General features: G+C 37.4%; 13 protein-coding genes, 2 tRNA genes and 1 rRNA gene. 12 read left to right on the top strand and 4 right to left on the bottom strand.

Going from position 1 to position 18021, the window contains the following annotated elements; all coding sequences use genetic code 11:
* The first annotated feature begins 183 nt into the window (after window positions 1–183).
* The 5 genes from dnaA to AC5YDH_RS09680 all read left to right on the top strand — a co-directional run bounded on the left by dnaA (window position 184) and on the right by AC5YDH_RS09680 (window position 6958).
* Complete coding sequence (gene dnaA / locus AC5YDH_RS09700) at window positions 184–1557, top strand: chromosomal replication initiator protein DnaA (protein ID WP_496118960.1); 1374 nt, start codon at window positions 184–186, stop codon at window positions 1555–1557.
* 106 nt (window positions 1558–1663) lie between these two features.
* On the top strand, window positions 1664–2812 hold the full coding sequence (gene dnaN, locus AC5YDH_RS09695; RefSeq protein WP_496118958.1) for a DNA polymerase III subunit beta: 1149 nt from the start codon (window positions 1664–1666) through the stop codon (window positions 2810–2812).
* A 27-nt stretch (window positions 2813–2839) separates the two neighbouring features.
* Window positions 2840–3922, top strand: coding sequence for a DNA replication/repair protein RecF (gene recF / locus AC5YDH_RS09690; protein ID WP_496118956.1), 1083 nt, complete (start codon window positions 2840–2842; stop codon window positions 3920–3922).
* A 43-nt stretch (window positions 3923–3965) separates the two neighbouring features.
* Window positions 3966–6434, top strand: coding sequence for a DNA topoisomerase (ATP-hydrolyzing) subunit B (gene gyrB, locus AC5YDH_RS09685; protein WP_496118954.1), 2469 nt, complete (start codon window positions 3966–3968; stop codon window positions 6432–6434).
* A 155-nt stretch (window positions 6435–6589) separates the two neighbouring features.
* Complete coding sequence (locus AC5YDH_RS09680) at window positions 6590–6958, top strand: hypothetical protein (protein WP_496118952.1); 369 nt, start codon at window positions 6590–6592, stop codon at window positions 6956–6958.
* A 62-nt stretch (window positions 6959–7020) separates the two neighbouring features.
* On the opposite strand, the gene abc-f is transcribed toward AC5YDH_RS09680, so the two are convergent.
* Window positions 7021–8958 carry a ribosomal protection-like ABC-F family protein gene (abc-f, locus tag AC5YDH_RS09675; protein ID WP_496118950.1) on the bottom strand — a complete coding sequence of 646 codons (1938 nt, stop codon included), beginning with the start codon at window positions 8956–8958 and terminating at the stop codon, window positions 7021–7023.
* 314 nt (window positions 8959–9272) lie between these two features.
* Here abc-f and erpA point away from each other — a divergent pair, with 314 nt between their 5' ends.
* Entirely contained in the window at window positions 9273–9608 is a 336-nt protein-coding gene (gene erpA, locus AC5YDH_RS09670) for an iron-sulfur cluster insertion protein ErpA (protein ID WP_496118948.1), read from the top strand.
* A 53-nt stretch (window positions 9609–9661) separates the two neighbouring features.
* Here the strand turns inward: erpA and AC5YDH_RS09665 are convergent, their stop codons facing one another.
* Window positions 9662–10600 carry a LysR family transcriptional regulator gene (locus tag AC5YDH_RS09665; RefSeq protein ID WP_496118945.1) on the bottom strand — a complete coding sequence of 313 codons (939 nt, stop codon included), beginning with the start codon at window positions 10598–10600 and terminating at the stop codon, window positions 9662–9664.
* A gap of 103 nt (window positions 10601–10703) precedes the next feature.
* Here AC5YDH_RS09665 and AC5YDH_RS09660 point away from each other — a divergent pair, with 103 nt between their 5' ends.
* Together AC5YDH_RS09660 and AC5YDH_RS09655 are read left to right on the top strand one after the other, a co-directional pair.
* On the top strand, window positions 10704–11435 hold the full coding sequence (locus AC5YDH_RS09660) for a DsbA family protein (protein WP_496118943.1): 732 nt from the start codon (window positions 10704–10706) through the stop codon (window positions 11433–11435).
* 21 nt (window positions 11436–11456) lie between these two features.
* Window positions 11457–11759, top strand: coding sequence for a monooxygenase (locus AC5YDH_RS09655; RefSeq protein WP_496118940.1), 303 nt, complete (start codon window positions 11457–11459; stop codon window positions 11757–11759).
* 34 nt (window positions 11760–11793) lie between these two features.
* Here the strand turns inward: AC5YDH_RS09655 and AC5YDH_RS09650 are convergent, their stop codons facing one another.
* Together AC5YDH_RS09650 and AC5YDH_RS09645 are read right to left on the bottom strand one after the other, a co-directional pair.
* Window positions 11794–12513 carry a methyltransferase domain-containing protein gene (locus tag AC5YDH_RS09650; protein ID WP_496118938.1) on the bottom strand — a complete coding sequence of 240 codons (720 nt, stop codon included), beginning with the start codon at window positions 12511–12513 and terminating at the stop codon, window positions 11794–11796.
* Window positions 12514–12572: 59 nt separating this feature from the next.
* Window positions 12573–13700, bottom strand: a complete 1128-nt coding sequence (locus AC5YDH_RS09645; protein ID WP_496118936.1) for an anhydro-N-acetylmuramic acid kinase — start codon at window positions 13698–13700, stop codon at window positions 12573–12575.
* An 81-nt stretch (window positions 13701–13781) separates the two neighbouring features.
* Here AC5YDH_RS09645 and tyrS point away from each other — a divergent pair, with 81 nt between their 5' ends.
* The 4 genes from tyrS to AC5YDH_RS09625 all read left to right on the top strand — a co-directional run bounded on the left by tyrS (window position 13782) and on the right by AC5YDH_RS09625 (window position 17870).
* A complete protein-coding gene (gene tyrS / locus AC5YDH_RS09640; protein WP_496118934.1) occupies window positions 13782–14996 on the top strand; it encodes a tyrosine--tRNA ligase in 1215 nt (404 codons plus the stop codon).
* Window positions 14997–16058: 1062 nt separating this feature from the next.
* Window positions 16059–17596: ribosomal RNA gene (locus tag AC5YDH_RS09635) — 16S ribosomal RNA — on the top strand.
* 61 nt (window positions 17597–17657) lie between these two features.
* Window positions 17658–17734 (top strand) — tRNA-Ile (locus AC5YDH_RS09630).
* Between the two features lie 60 nt (window positions 17735–17794).
* Window positions 17795–17870 (top strand) — tRNA-Ala (locus tag AC5YDH_RS09625).
* Window positions 17871–18021: the final 151 nt, after the last annotated feature.

Here is an 18021-nt window from a genome sequence, read left to right as displayed (position 1 = left end):
GGTTATTAATTAATTTATCCACAGGTGATTGAATTTAATTTTTTAGCTTGTTTTGCTTTTTTTTATACAAAATTACTTTAATTTGCCATGACAGATGTGGATAACTTCGTTATCATGGCGACCCGCTTTTGCGGTCTTGAATATTTTTAATACATCATATTATGTAACGAACAGGGGGTTCGCATGCTTTGGACAGACTGCTTAACTCGTTTAAGACAAGAGTTATCGGGTAATGTCTTTACAATGTGGATTCGTCCTTTAATTGCGGAAGAACTAAACGATACATTACGTTTATACGCACCGAATCCGTATTGGACACGTTATATTCAAGAACATCATTTAGAATTGATTTCTATTTTGGCTGAACAATTGTCTGAAGGACGGGTGTGTAAAGTTGAAATTTTAGTTGATTCGCGACCAGGTGCAATTTTATCGGCAAGTGAGCAACCTGCAACAACAACAGCTGCTTTGGAAACTACACCGATAGTTAAATCTAAAAAAGAAAAAGAAGAGTTAAGTCATAAGAATAACCGTAAAAGGTTACTTAATCCTTTATTTACATTTTCTTTATTTGTGGAAGGTCGTTCTAACCAAATGGCAGCGGAAACATGTCGTAAGGTTTTAACTCAACCTGGTGCATCTCAACATAACCCTTTATTTTTATATGGTCCTACAGGGTTAGGTAAAACACACTTAATGCAAGCGGTAGGGAATGCTTTGTTACAAGCAAAACCGAATGCACGTGTGATGTATATGACCGCTGAAAGCTTTGTTCAAGATTTCGTAAAGTCATTACAACAAGGAAAAGTAGAAGAGTTTAAAAAGAACTGTCGTTCTTTAGATTTATTGTTGGTAGATGATATTCATTTACTAGCGGGTAAAGAAGCAAGTCTGGTTGAGTTTTTTTATACGTTTAATGCTTTGTTAGATGAATCTAAACAAATTATTTTGACTTCAGATCGTTATCCAAAAGAATTAACAGAATTAGATCCACGTTTAGTTTCACGTTTCTCTTGGGGATTATCAGTAGGTGTTGAGCCTCCTGATATAGAAACACGTATTGAAATTTTGTTAAAGAAAGCTGAAAGTAACGATGTTGATTTGCCACGAAATTGTGCGTTGTTTATTGCTCAACAAGTTGTTGCAAACGTTCGTGAACTTGAAGGCGCTTTAAATAAAGTGGTTGCGATTTCTCGTTTTAAAGGCACGCCAATTGATTTAGAAGTTGTACGTGAGTCTTTAAAAGATGTGTTGGCTATTCGTGCACGAACCATTAGTACTGAAAATATTCAGCGTGTGGTGAGTGAGTATTTTAGAATTCCGTTAAAAGAAATGGTTGGCCCAAAACGTACACGTATTTATGCAAGACCACGCCAATTGGCAATGGGATTGGCACGTGAACTAACAGGTGATAGCTTCCCAGAAATTGGGATGGCTTTTGGTGGTCGAGATCACAGTACTGTTATGCATGCATGCGAAAAAGTGCAGAACTTACGTGAAGAAGATCCGATCTTTAATGAAGACTACAAAAACTTGCAACGCTTGTTGCAAAGTTGATTAAAACTGTTCAAATTATGTTCTTGCAATGCGGTATTTTCTACCGCATAGTAGATGACTAAAAAATTTATTTATTATTAATCTTCAGTTGTTAGAGGAATGAACCGTGCGTTTGAAAATCGCCAAAGAAAGTCTATTGAATGTTCTATCACATGTTGTTGGAGCGGTAGAGCGTCGCCATACTTTAAACATTCTATCTAATGTGAAAATTCAAGTTACAAATGAATCATTAACGATTACTGGTTCTGATTTAGAAGTAGAACTTGTTGCGAGTATGCCTTTAGCAGAAGGTGCATGTTTGCAAGTTGGTGAAACTACGGTTCCAGCCCGTAAACTGGTTGATATTTGTAAATCTCTACCAGCTGCGGCGTTAATTGACTTTCAAATTACTGAAGATCAACGTTGTATTTTAAAATCAGGAAATAGTCGTTTTGTATTGGGTACTTTACCAGCAGAAGACTATCCGCTTTTAGCTACTGAAAATGCACAAGGTACAGAAGTATCTGTGACTCAGCGTGAATTAAAACGCTTATTTGAAAAAACTGCATTTGCAATGGCAGTTCAAGATGTACGTTTTTATTTGACAGGTACATTGTTAGAAATTGATCAAACACAACTTCGTGCTGTAACAACAGATGGTCACCGTTTAGCACTTTGTGAAACAGGTGCAACATCTACAGCAACACAAGCTGTTCAAGCTATTGTTCCGCGTAAAGCTGTGGGTGAATTACAACGCTTATTAAGTGTTGAAGATGAGCAATTATCTTTGTTAATTGGTCGTGAATTATTGAATGTAACAATTACAATTGCGAGTCGTGATAAAGAGCAAGGTGATATTACAGTTCGTTTCACAACAAAATTGATTGATGGTAAATTCCCTGATTATCGTCGTGTCATTCCACGTGGTGGCGATAAAGTTGTTATGATTGCACATGATGTATTTAAACAATCACTTCAACGTGTTGCTATTTTAAGTAATGAAAAATTACGTGGTGTGTTCTTAAACTTTAATGCAGATTCATTGCAACTGCGTGCGAACAACCCAGAGCAAGACGAAGCTATTGAAGACTTAGCAATTCAATATTCAGATGCCTCTTTAGAAATGTCTTTTAATGCACAATATTTAATTGAAGTATTAAATGTTTTAGATGGCGATGATGTTTCGATTACGATGACAGAAGCAAACCAATCAGTATTGGTGCAAGATCCTGCACAACAAGATCAAACTTATGTTGTTATGCCAATGCGTGTTTAATCTATAGCATTTTATTTAGATTTTATTATGCATATCACGCGTTTAAACATAGAGCGTGTTCGAAACTTAAAAGCGGTTGCACTCCAAGAGTTGCAGCCGTTTAATGTTTTTTATGGGCAAAATGGCTCAGGAAAAACTTCAGTTCTAGAGGCTATACATTTGCTTGCAACTGGACGATCATTTCGAACACATATTCCTAAAAATTATATTCAAAATAATACGCAAGATGCGATTGTTTTTGCACAGTCATTGACTGAAAAAATCGGAATGCAAAAACTTTTGAGTGGAGAGCAGATCATTAAAGTAAATGGTGATCTTATTGCAACTCAAGGACAATTAGCTAAAATTTTACCGTTACAATACATTGAGCCACAAAGTACAGATCTTATTGATTATGGTGCAAAACCAAGAAGACAATTATTAGATTGGATGATGTTCCACGTGGAACCTGAGTTTTATCATGCGTGGCAATATTACTCTCGTGCATTAAAACAAAGAAATAGTTTATTAAAAGCCAATAGACGTTTAACACTTTCAGATTTAGAACCATGGAATGTCATGCTGAGTGAGTATGGTGAAATACTACATAATCAGCGAGTGGGGGTAGTTGAAAAATGGAAACACTATTTTGAGCAAGATTTAAAAGCACTATTGCCAGATTTAAATATAGAGCTTGAGTATGTGGCAGGTTTCCGTGCGGAAACGGGCTTACTCAATGATCTCACCAATTATCATTATAAAGATGTAGAACGGGGTTATACCGAATATGGTCCGCATAAAGCAGATTTACGTTTAAAAACCCCAACAGGCGATGCTGATCATGTATTGTCACGTGGGCAAAAAAAACTATTAGTCATGGCATTAAAGCTATCGCAGATTGCAATGCTACATGATTGCAATAAGGAAACTGTGGTATTATTAGATGATCTGACAGCAGAATTAGATTTAACCGCACAACAACGTTTAATTGAGCGATTGAGCCAACTTGGTAGTCAAGTTTTTATTACCACATTAGACCATAAATCAGTACAAAAGCACTTACATGATTTGTCTATCTCATATCAGTTATTCAATGTTGAAAACGGTACAGTTCAAGTTGTTGTGCAATAATTTTCCAAGTTTGGATAAACCTATTTTTCACTAGGGAGAAACCATGAGTTCAGAAGATCAAGCTGCTTCTCAAACAGAACAAACCACTGAAAAGGCTTATGATTCCTCTAGCATCAAGGTATTACGTGGTCTAGACGCGGTACGTAAGCGTCCAGGTATGTATATTGGTGATACAGATGATGGAACAGGCTTACACCATATGGTGTTTGAAGTCGTAGATAACTCTATCGACGAAGCCTTGGCAGGTCATTGTGATGAAATTTTGGTGACTATTCACGAAGATGAATCTGTAAGTGTTTCAGATAATGGTCGTGGTATTCCTACCGATATTCACCCTGAAGAAGGTGTTTCAGCAGCAGAAGTAATTTTAACAATTTTACATGCTGGTGGTAAATTCGATGATAATAGCTATAAAGTTTCTGGTGGTTTACATGGTGTAGGTGTTTCGGTTGTAAACGCTTTATCTGAAAAATTACTATTGAATATTAGCCGTGCGGGTAAAACTTACGAACAAGAATATCGTCATGGTGACCCTGTTTATAAATTGCGTGAAACAGGTGTAACTGAAACTTCAGGTACAACTGTACGTTTCTACCCGAGTGCAGAAACATTCAGCCAAACAATTTTTAATGTTGATATTTTGGCACGTCGTTTACGCGAGCTTTCATTCTTAAATGCAGGTGTTCGCATTGTTTTACGTGATGAACGTATTAACTTAGAACATGTGTACGACTACGAAGGTGGTTTGTCTGAGTTTGTTAAATATATTAACCAAGGCAAAACGCATTTAAATGATATCTTCCATTTCACAACACAAGCAGAAAACGGCATTGGTGTTGAAGTTGCGTTGCAATGGAATGATACTTATCAAGAAAACGTTCGTTGTTTTACCAACAACATCCCTCAAAAAGATGGTGGTACTCACTTAGCGGGTTTCCGTGCTGCGTTAACTCGTGGTTTAAACAGCTATATGGAAAACGAAAGCTTACTCAAAAAAGAGAAAGTTGCTGTTTCTGGTGATGATGCACGTGAAGGCTTAACCGCGATTGTTTCGGTTAAAGTGCCAGATCCAAAATTCTCTTCACAAACCAAAGAAAAATTGGTTTCAAGTGAAGTGAAAACAGCTGTTGAACAAGCAATGAATAAGTCATTCTCTGAATATCTTTTAGAGAATCCTCAAGCTGCGAAAGCCATTGCTGGAAAAATTATTGATGCTGCACGTGCACGTGATGCTGCGCGTAAAGCACGTGAAATGACTCGTCGTAAAAGTGCATTAGATATTGCAGGTCTTCCAGGTAAATTGGCAGACTGCCAAGAGAAAGATCCAGCTTTATCTGAATTGTACTTAGTCGAAGGTGACTCTGCGGGCGGCTCTGCAAAGCAAGGTCGTAACCGTAAGATGCAAGCAATTTTGCCATTGAAAGGTAAAATTCTTAACGTAGAACGTGCACGTTTTGACAAGATGATTTCATCTCAAGAAGTGGGTACGCTGATTACGGCATTAGGTTGTGGTATTGGTCGTGAAGAATATAATCCTGACAAATTGCGTTATCACAAAATCATTATTATGACCGATGCCGACGTCGATGGTTCGCACATTCGTACGCTACTGTTGACTTTCTTCTTCCGTCAAATGCCTGAGCTTGTGGAACGTGGTCATATTTATATTGCCCAACCACCACTTTATAAGCTGAAAAAAGGTAAGCAAGAACAGTACATCAAAGATAACGATGCGCTAGAAACTTACTTAATTTCAAATGCGATTGATGAGCTTGAATTACATGTGAGTGCAGAAGCGCCTGCAATTCGTGGTGAAGCATTGGCACGTGTAATTGCTGATTATCAAACATCACAAAAGAGCTTACAGCGTTTAACTTTACGTTACCCTGCAAGTTTGCTTGATGGTTTATTGGCAATTGATGCATTTAAACTTGATCAAACTCAAGATGAAGCTTATATCCAACAATGGGGTGAGCAACTTCGTCAACATATCGAAGCGACTCAACCAAGCTTACGTCCAGAATTAACACTTGAAGCATTTGAAAAAGAAAATGCAGATGGTACGAAATACACGACTTATTTCCCACGTATTACCATTTACGTTCATAACTTGCCACATGCATATTTATTAGATGCAGGTTTGTTAGGTTCAGGTGAATATGCGCGTTTATTAAAAAATTCGAAAAGCTGGTTCACATTGCTTGAAGATGGCGCTTATATGCAAAAAGGCGATCGTAAGATTGTTGTATCGAGCTTCCATCAAGTTTGGCAAAATATTCTTCAAGACTCACGTCGTGGCATGATGATTCAGCGCTATAAAGGTCTTGGCGAGATGAACGCTGAACAGCTTTGGGAAACAACAATGGATCCTGAAAACCGTAATATGCTACAAGTTACGGTTCAAGATGCAATTGAAGCAGACCGTATGTTCTCTTGCTTAATGGGTGATGATGTAGAACCACGTCGTGCCTTCATTGAAGAAAATGCATTAAATGCAGATATCGATGCTTAATTGATATTCTGAAATAAAAGCATCCTTCGGGATGCTTTTTTTATGCCAGAATAAAAATAAATTAAAAAATGTACTTTTATAAAATTGACTTATTTAAACAACATAATGATGATGGATGAATGAAAAGAAATCCTGAGTAACAGGAGGAATATAACGTGAACTATTTATTAGAACAAAGTCGTGATGCTTGGACCAATGCTTTTTTTACAGGAAATTATGAGGTACTTGCACAATACGAAGATGAAAATTTCAAAGTGGTTTATGAGCAAGATGGTCGTGTTGAACGTAACTATATGAGATATGATCGTATTGCACATGCTGTACAAAATGGTGTTTGGAAACCGCGGAATCCTGATGTGGAATTTGAGGAATTTGAATACAACTATGATCAAGATCAATGTACGGTTTTAATTGGTTTAGAACACGAAAAAACCATGATTCAAGAAAATTGGATTTTTGATGAGCAATGGAAAATCATTGAATTACGATTTTTAAAAAAGAAGCACGAACAGAGTAAAGCTTAAAAAAACCGCAAAGTATGTAAAAGTACTTTGTGGTTTTTTACGGTATGAAGAACTTAGAATGCTTAATCTTCAAAAGAACTTTCGAGTTCTTCTAACTCCATCATTAACTCAAGAATTAATTCTTCTGCAGTTTCAAGCTTTGCTTTCAACTCAGTTTGCTCATTCATCAGTTTTAATAAATCATCTTTGCGACCTGCTTCGTATAAAGCTGTATCGCCAAGTAAGTTTTCAATTTCGGCTAAACGAGGTTGAATTTTTGCGACAACAGCTTCGTTCTTTTCAATATTTTTACGAATAGGGCGACCTAATTCACGACGACGAGCCGCTTCTTTACGTTGACCTTCTTTATCAAGTTTTGACAATGTTGGTTTGACTTCAACTTGAGACTTAACTGGTGCTGCAGGCTTTTGACCGTTTTTCATCATGTCGATACGTGCTTGACGTAACCAATCTGCATAAGCAGTTAAATCACCATCAAATTCACGGCTTTGTCCGTTATGAACCAAAATCAGTTCATCACACACACTTGCAATAAGTTGGCGTTCATGTGAAACCAAAACGACAGCACCTTGGAAATCTTGCAGTGCCATGGTTAAAGCATGGCGCATGTCTAAATCTAAATGGTTGGTTGGTTCATCTAGAATCAAGACGTTAGGACGTTGCCATACAATTAAAGCCAATGCTAAACGTGCACGTTCACCACCAGAGAAACTTTCACTTGGCGTATCCATACGTTCGCCACTAAAGCCAAAACTTCCTAAGAATGAACGTAAAGATGCTTCACTGATCTTTTTGTCTGCAATACGAGAAAGTTGTAACATTGGACTTGCATTGCCATCTAAAGCATCCATTTGGTGCTGTGCAAAGTAGCCAATGTTCAGTAGTTCAGAGTCTTTACGTGTGCCTTGAATGAGTTTTAAATCACCTACAAGTGATTTAATTAATGTCGATTTACCTGCACCATTCATACCCAATAAACCAATACGGCTTGATGGGGTAATCTGTAAATTTACATTTGTCACAATGAGTTTTTCACCATAACCAATATCAGCATTTTCTAACTGTAATAATGGCGAACTCATTTTTGTTGGTTCACGGAAGCTAAAGGTAAAAGGCGTATCTACATGAGCAGCAGATAATTCTTGCATACGTTCAAGTTGCTTAATACGGCTTTGTGCTTGCTTAGCTTTGGTGGCTTGTGCTTTAAAACGGTCAATATATTTTTGCAAATGTGCACGTGTTTCAAGCTGCTTTTCATACGCTTGTTGTTGTTGAGCTAAGCGTTCACTACGGGTACGTTCAAAGGTTGAATAGTTACCTGTGTAAAGAATAAGTTCTTGATTTTCAATATGTAAAATATGGTCGGTAATGGCATCTAAGAAATCACGGTCATGTGAAATTAGAATGAGTGTACCTTCATAAGCTTTTAGCCAATCTTCAAGCCATAAAATCGCATCTAAGTCTAAATGGTTGGTTGGTTCATCAAGTAATAATAAGTCTGAACGGCTCATGAGCGTACGAGCAAGGTTCAAACGCATACGCCAACCACCAGAAAAGCTTGAAACATCAAGTTGAGATTGATGCTCAAAAAAGCCTAAACCCGCCATCAATTGAGATGCTTTAGATGGCGCAGAATAGCCATTAATTTCATCAAAACGACCATATAAATGGGCAAGCTCATCATCATTTAAGTTTTCAGGATGATCTAATTTGTTTTGAATGTCCCAAAATTCTTCATCGCCAGAAAGAACAAAATCAATTGCTTTCATGTCTAGTGCTTTAATTTCTTGCGCCATATGTGCAACTGTCCATACAGCGGGACGTGTAAGCGAACCACCATCCGATTCCATACCACCAAGCAGCGCAGAAAATAAAGTTGACTTACCAGCACCATTTACGCCCGTTAAGCCAATTTTCCAACCTGGGTGTAGTTGCATGGATGCTTTTTGAAATAAAACACGTCCACTGCGACGTATAGTAAGTTGGTCTAACTGAATCATGGATGAAATTGAACATAAGCGAAAAGATGGCTTATTCTAATGGATGCAGGCAATAAAACAAAAAGAACAATCAATAATTTTAAAAGTTTAGTAATTTCATATTGTTATATTTTAATGTGTGTTGAATAAAAATGTAATTTTATGAATTTCACATGAAAAATATGCACCTTGAAAATTTAAAGGTACAATTCTGATGAAAATAGTCTGAATTAACATTGAATCGTAGATAACTGACCATATATTGTCTATGTTATACTTAAATTATAGTTATAGTCTTTTATAAAAGACCTTTGAATTGTATTGAGGAATCCCACATGACTGCCCAAGCACTTGAGCTCACCGATAGCGCTGCAAATAAAGTACGCCAATTGCGTGACAGTGAAGGGAACCAAGATTTAATGCTACGTGTTTATGTAACGGGTGGCGGTTGTTCTGGCTTCTCTTATGGTTTTAACTTTGCAGAAAGCCAAAATGAAGATGACGCTGAGTTTTTAAATGGCGATGTAAAAATGCTTGTAGACTCTTTAAGTTATCAATATTTAGTAGGGTCTGTTGTAGATTATTTAGAAGGTTTAGAAGGTTCTCGTTTTGTGGTTCAAAACCCAAATGCGACAACAACGTGTGGGTGTGGTTCTTCTTTTTCTATCTAAAATAGATATAAGAATAAAAAGCCCTCTTGTGAGGGCTTTTTTGTATTCGGTCTTTAATTTTTAATTGTATGTATTTTTAAAGAATCAATTTGCTTAGGAATTTTGTTTTTAAGAAACTCCGAGCATAATCTTAAAGCAAGTGTTCTATATTGCCGACTTGGCGTAACAATAAAAACATCTTCTTGAGATAAGAGCCAATCAGGCAAAATATGTATGAATCTCTTTTGTTTTAATAATGCAGTAATTTGAATTTCAGCGACTGCTGCAATACCTAAATTGGATTCTACTGCTGTTAACGCATGTTCAGATGGTGTGACAGTTAAGCGACTGTGAATTTGAACTTGCTTGGTTTGTTGATCTTTTATTAGTGTAATTTTATTTAAATTTCGAGTATGAAAAATTAATCTATGATCTTTTAGTTGCTCTGGTTCAGTGGGGATTCCGTGTTGTTCTACATATTGTGAACTTGCACATAAAATACGTCTTACAGTGCCGACATGTTGAGCATATAAATTAGAGTCAGCTAAATGACCAATACGAATAGCAAGATCGAAACCTTCAGCCACCAAATCAACTTTTTTGTCATTTAAGTCGATATCAATTTCAACCTGTGAATATTGACTAAGAAATTCAGAAATAAGTGGCAAAATCACTAATTTTCCAAAAGTTCCAGATGCTGCAATCCTAATTTTTCCTTTAGGCTCTATTTCTAAATTAGATAAATCATGGGTAATGGTTTCGATTTGCTGAAAGATAGGAGATATTTCTTTGAGAAATAATTTTCCTGCATCAGTAAGTGATGACGCATTGGTATTTCGGTTTAATAATTTAATTTCTAAAATACTTTCAAGGCGTGATAACCGATTTGATAACGTCGATTTTGCAATATCATATCGTTTTGCTGCTGCCGATAAACTACCTGCTTTTGCAATTAATACAAACCAATATAAGTCATCTATGGAGTAGGGCAAGCTGTTCATATTTTCGAACACGACCTTTCATTTTTATTGTCTATGCACATCATTATAGAACAGCTAATTTATGTCAAACGATCAATTGTATTGATTATTTGAACGAAATATTGAGGGTAGAGTAATGACAATGAATTGTGATTTAGAAACTGGAACATGTTCAGTTCCAGAATTAGATGCAGGTGAAACTATTGTAAAGCATACAAAAACAGATTTAGGGCTGATTTATATTGGTGATCCAATGTGTTCATGGTGTTGGGGAGCCTCAAAAACTATTCAACAAGCAAGAACGTATGCTATCGAAAAAGGAATGGATTTTTCGGTTATTACAGGTGGTTTACGTCCTGGGGGTGGAGATGAATGGACGGAAGATTTTAGAAATTTTTTACGTAAAGAATGGAAAAATATTGCGGATGCAACTCAACAACCATTTACTAATAAATTATTAGAGCGTGAGCATTTTAATTATGATACTGAGCCATCGGCTCGAGCAGTTCATATAGCACGAGATTTATGGAGAGACTTAGATTCAAATGATGAACAATTATTGGCATTCTTTTCGGCAATCCAATACAAATTTTATGTAGATGGTGAAGATCCTAACGAACTTGAATTTTATAGAAGCATTTGTGAAAAATTTGCATTGGATTTTGAGATTTTTGCTAAAAAATTTAATTTAGCAGACACAAAAAAAGCAACTTATGAGGAGTTTAAACTTAATCGTAGTTGGGGAGTGAGGGGTTTTCCAAGTTTTGCTATTCGTAAAGGTACAGAAGTGACGGTAATTGGTTCAGGGAATTTATCATTTGAAAGCCTGATCAAGTCCATTAATGAGTCTATAGCACACGATTTCTAGTTAAGTATTTGGTAAATTGAAATGTCATATATTTTACAAGTTGATTTTCCATATCAGGGACCTTGGGGCTCTGATATGGAGCAAGTTATGAAACCATTAGCTGAATCAATTACATTGGAAAAAGGTCTGATTTGGAAGATTTGGACTGAAAACCAAAGTTTAAATGAAGCAGGAGGCATCTATTTATTTGCTAATCCTGTAGATGCTCAGCAATATATTGAAAAACATGAAAAGCGTCTAAATGAAAATGGAATTCATCAAATCCGCTATAAAATATTTCATGTTAATCAACAGCTATCGTATTTAAACCGAGCTCCTTTGTAATAAAAAATTTGGTAATTCAATAAATTAATTTGAATTACCAAATTTTTATATATTCACCTGGTTTATATTGGCAATTAATAATATTTAGGATATTTAATCCTTGCTCGTAACTAAAATTTTTATTGTTTGTTGGTTGAAAAAAATCAATATAATCCAAGCTTAATTTTCCTAAGATAAAGCCACCAATCAATGGTTCATTAATAGAATATATTTTGGGAATAAGAGCCATCATTGATGTGGCAGGGACGCCAATTAAATGTTCCTCTAAATCACCTTCTTGTATGGCATCTTGAGGATAAAACCATAAAGGCGTGCTGATAAACAAGTAAGCATCATCTTTCATTGATGATAAAAGTTCTTTTAATAAAGATTTTGCTGTTTCAACATCTAAGTGTTCAATAATGTCTAACAAACAAATAAGATCGTATGCTTTGAATTGTTCAGAGGGAATATCTTGAGCAAGACCATGCCAAATATTTCGGTAAATTTTATCATTAAATAAAACCTCATTATTACAATTTGGTTCAAAACCATCTACACCGTCTACAGACCAGTGGGATGTGGGTATATAATTTTTAATTAAACGGCCTAGACTGCCATCACCAAAGCCAATATCTAAGACTTGAATAACTTGAGAATTATCATCAAAGATATGTGCAAATAGTTCTTTGGGAGAAGCAGAAGTTCCACGTGGAACTTGTGTTGTTTTTACTAAATTTTGTATGAGCTTGTATTCATTTATAATGTTTTTCATTTTTTGCCTAAATCTTATTATTGGCTCACAAGAGTGAATAGCGTGAGCCTTTAAAAAAATTATACAGCAGTCATTACTCCAAGCATACAATAACCTTTTGCACCTGTCACACTAGGTAAATTCCCACTGAGTTTATTAACAAAACGCATTGCAAGCCATGCAAAGGCTGTTGCTTCAACCCATGTAGGACTTAATCCTAAATCAGCTGTGGTTTGCACAGTCCATTCATGTTTTCTTAAACGCCAGCGAAGTTGCTCAAGCAAATGTGAGTTATATGCACCACCACCACAGACATACACTTCACCTGTTGGCATATCTGAACGATAAATCGCTTTTTTAATGGCACGTGTAGTCAACTTCATTAAAGTTGCTTGGATATTTTCAGGTGTATCTTCAAGTTCATCGTATTCTAAACTGCTACGCCAATCTAAAATTTGCTCATCTAACCATTCCAAATTAAAGTCTTCACGACCTGTACTTTTTGGTGGCTCTTTAGAAAAAAATTCATGTGCTTGTAAACGGTCTAATAAGCTTCGAATTGCATTGCCGTAAGCAGCCCAATTGCCATTTTCATCGTATGGCTGACCTGTATAACGATGACACCATGCATCCATTAAAATATTTGCAGGTCCTGTATCAAAACCATAAATATCTTCAGGGCGATTTGCAGGTAGCATGCTGACATTGGCAATACCACCTAAGTTTAGAATGACACGATGAATACTTTCATGTTGGAATAATGCTTGGTGAAAGGCAGGAACCAACGGTGCACCTTGTCCGCCTGCTGCCATATCACGACGACGAAAATCTGAAATAACAGGAATTTGCGTAATTTCAGTAATAATATTCGGATCGCCAATTTGTAAGGTAAACCCATGTTCAGGTCTGTGGCGGATGGTTTGTCCATGTGAGCCAATGGCTTTAATTTGAGTTTTATCTAAATTATTTTCTTGAATAAGTGTGTTAATGCCATGACCAATCATGGTTGCAAGTGCTACATCTGCTTTTCCCATACGATCAATTTCGTTGTCATCAGGCAAAGTTAGTGCCATTAATTCATCACGTAAATCTGGGTCAAATGGCAATGTGAGGGTGGCATGTAGCTGCAATGGATCAAAAGAAGCAGCAACAATATCGACACCATCCATGCTTGTGCCGGTCATTACCCCAATATAGATCGCTGTCATGATTATTCTTAAGCCTGCAATGTGCTGAAAAAATGTTAGTATATAGCACAAATTGAATAACTGACGTATTTGGGTTTTGTGATGTCAAATTTCCTGCCAGCTGAAGAACAACTCGCCCTCATCCAACGAGGCACTCACGAAATTATTTCTGAAGAGGATCTGTTAAAGAAACTTAAAGAAAATCGTCCTTTAAAAGTGAAGGCGGGTTTCGATCCTACAGCTCCTGACCTTCACTTGGGTCATACTGTACTTATTAATAAGTTAAAAGTATTCCAAGATTTAGGTCATGAAGTATTGTTCTTAATTGGTGACTATACTGCGATGATTGGCGATCCTTCTGGGAAAAGTGCTACGCGTCCGCCGTTATCACGTGAGCAAGTTTTAGAAAATGCAAAGACTTATCAAGAGCAAGTCTTTAAAATTCTTGATCCAAATAAAACAAAAGTTGTTTTTAACTCTGAATGGTTTGCAGAAAAATCTGCTGCAGATTTAATTCAACTTGCATCACAACAGACTGTTGCACGTATGTTAGAGCGTGATGACTTTACAAAGCGTTATAACAATCATCAACCTATCGCAATTCATGAATTCTTGTATCCATTGGTACAAGGTTATGACTCAATTGCTTTGGAAGCAGACGTGGAGCTTGGTGGTACAGACCAAACCTTTAACTTGTTAATGGGTCGTACACTTCAAGGTCGTTATAACCAAGAAGCACAAGTATGTATTACTGTGCCAATTCTTGAAGGTTTAGATGGCGTAAATAAAATGTCTAAATCTTTAGGTAACTATATTGGTGTGTTTGATGCACCAGGTGCAATGTACCAAAAAGTACTTTCAATGCCTGACTCTTTAATTGAACGTTATTTCGATTTATTAAGCTTTAAGTCTGTTGAAGAAATTCAACAATTATTAAAGGAAGTGGCTGAAGGTCGTAATCCACAAGAAGTGAAGAAGATTCTTGCACTTGAATTGGTAGAGCGTTTCCATGGGGTGGAAGCTGCCGAAAATGCACATAAAGGTGCAGGTAATTTAATTACTGAAGGTGAACTACCTGAAGGAACGCCTGAAGTGACAATTTCATTATCTGAATTTGGTGGTGAAGTTTTTATTACGTCTATTTTACGTGAAGCTGGTTTAGTTAAAAACTCTGCACAAGCGAAAGATGCTTTAGGACGTGGTGCTGTAAAAGTTGACTGGAATGGTGTTGATACAACTTATTCAGTAAAAGAAAATGTAACTTTAATTGTCCAAGCGAGTAAAAAAGCGATTGCGAAAGTAACATTTACGGACTAATTAACAGCACTATTGTATTTAAGCTATTGAAAATAAAGCAGACTAAAGGTCTGCTTTATTTTTGTTTATATTTGTATTTTGAATAACTAAATTCAAAAAAACCTTATAAAAAAGACACTTAAATTTACCTATAGGTGTTGATTTTAATGAAAGGGATGTTTAAGCTCTAGATGTCTAGAATTTTTTGTAAAAGAGCATCTAGAGGGTAAATATAAAATATTTTTACATTAAGTTAATCTCTATCCCTTAGAGATAGCTTATTACCAATAACTACAATAACAATGGAATGAATCCTAAACAGATTCAACTATAGGGAGAGATTTTGGGAGAGATCTCTTTCTTTTTTTTATCCAAAATTTATGACTTAACCTCTATTAATAAGCATTTTCTATCTGCAACCAACTTATCTATTCGCGACTATCTTTAAATTTTCAATAATAAAAGCACAAATGCAACTATTTGGGATATTAACTTTATTTATAGAAAAGAAAACTTCTTTAAAGAGGTAAATAAACACCTTCATATAAAGAAAACTAGATAATTTATGATTGCTATATAGAAAAATGTAGAAAAGGACATGAAATTTGAAAATTGAATTAGATATATGGGAAAAGAATGCAGGAAATAATCTGAAAGATGAGAATAAATTTCAAAATAAAATCATTTTTTTCGCTTAAAACGTACAATAAATAGCTAGAAAAACAAAAAAATGCTATTTTTTGCCGAAAAATAATACATGCGTGGAAAATATTGCTAAATAGGGGTTGCAATGATTCTGAAATGCTCTAGAATGCACCCCATACCGACGAGATAGACGGAAACGAACGAAGCGCGAAGCGCTGAGTTGTTAAGTTTATCGAAGTTCAGCTTCTAGCACTGACGAGGTGTTAGAAAGATCATTAAGAGATTATGAAGAACAACTTGTGTGGATTTTTACTGGTTGATCAATCGAAATTATTTTCATTGATTTAATGGTAGAAATTACTCGAAGTTTATTTGAGAAATATTTGTCAGAAAATTGATGAGCCAAGATTGGTACCCTTTAAAGGTACTACTGATTTTAAACTGAAGAGTTTGATCATGGCTCAGATTGAACGCTGGCGGCAGGCTTAACACATGCAAGTCGAGCGGGAATAGGTAGCTTGCTACTGATTTCTAGCGGCGGACGGGTGAGTAATGCTTAGGAATCTGCCTATTAGTGGGGGACAACAGTTGGAAACGGCTGCTAATACCGCATACGCCCTACGGGGGAAAGCAGGGGATCTTCGGACCTTGCGCTAATAGATGAGCCTAAGTCAGATTAGCTAGTTGGTGGGGTAAAGGCCTACCAAGGCGACGATCTGTAGCGGGTCTGAGAGGATGATCCGCCACACTGGGACTGAGACACGGCCCAGACTCCTACGGGAGGCAGCAGTGGGGAATATTGGACAATGGGGGGAACCCTGATCCAGCCATGCCGCGTGTGTGAAGAAGGCCTTTTGGTTGTAAAGCACTTTAAGCGAGGAGGAGGAGCTCTAGATTAATACTCTAGATGCTTGGACGTTACTCGCAGAATAAGCACCGGCTAACTCTGTGCCAGCAGCCGCGGTAATACAGAGGGTGCGAGCGTTAATCGGATTTACTGGGCGTAAAGCGTACGTAGGCGGCTTTTTAAGTCGGATGTGAAATCCCTGAGCTTAACTTAGGAATTGCATTCGATACTGGGAAGCTAGAGTATGGGAGAGGATGGTAGAATTCCAGGTGTAGCGGTGAAATGCGTAGAGATCTGGAGGAATACCGATGGCGAAGGCAGCCATCTGGCCTAATACTGACGCTGAGGTACGAAAGCATGGGGAGCAAACAGGATTAGATACCCTGGTAGTCCATGCCGTAAACGATGTCTACTAGCCGTTGGGGCCTTTGAGGCTTTAGTGGCGCAGCTAACGCGATAAGTAGACCGCCTGGGGAGTACGGTCGCAAGACTAAAACTCAAATGAATTGACGGGGGCCCGCACAAGCGGTGGAGCATGTGGTTTAATTCGATGCAACGCGAAGAACCTTACCTGGTCTTGACATAGTAAGAACTTTCCAGAGATGGATTGGTGCCTTCGGGAGCTTACATACAGGTGCTGCATGGCTGTCGTCAGCTCGTGTCGTGAGATGTTGGGTTAAGTCCCGCAACGAGCGCAACCCTTTTCCTTATTTGCCAGCACTTCGGGTGGGAACTTTAAGGATACTGCCAGTGACAAACTGGAGGAAGGCGGGGACGACGTCAAGTCATCATGGCCCTTACGACCAGGGCTACACACGTGCTACAATGGTCGGTACAAAGGGTTGCTACCTCGCGAGAGGATGCTAATCTCAAAAAGCCGATCGTAGTCCGGATCGCAGTCTGCAACTCGACTGCGTGAAGTCGGAATCGCTAGTAATCGCGGATCAGAATGCCGCGGTGAATACGTTCCCGGGCCTTGTACACACCGCCCGTCACACCATGGGAGTTTGTTGCACCAGAAGTAGGTAGTCTAACCGCAAGGAGGACGCTTACCACGGTGTGGCCGACGACTGGGGTGAAGTCGTAACAAGGTAGCCGTAGGGGAACCTGCGGCTGGATCACCTCCTTAACGAAAGATTGACGATTGGTAAGAATCCACAACAAGTTGTTCTTCATGAAGATGTATCTGAGGGTCTGTAGCTCAGTTGGTTAGAGCACACGCTTGATAAGCGTGGGGTCACAAGTTCAAGTCTTGTCAGACCCACCAAATCTGATTACCTAAGCAATTAGTACAGAACACAGAGACATCGAATCTATATGATAAGCTGGGGACTTAGCTTAGTTGGTAGAGCGCCTGCTTTGCACGCAGGAGGTCAGGAGTTCGACTCTCCTAGTCTCCACCATACATTAAAATAAGTTGCTAGATTATAGAATTTAGTAAAAGAGATCGAAGATCTTGTTTATTAAGTTCTGTGATTTATCACAGCGTCTAGACCTGACGAAGGCTAGATTAATCATTAACAGAATATATTTGAGTTGAAATAATTTGTTCAT

It is taken from the genome of Acinetobacter sp. FY683 (assembly GCF_059515885.1).
This window is presented reverse-complemented; position numbering and strand designations above follow the sequence as displayed.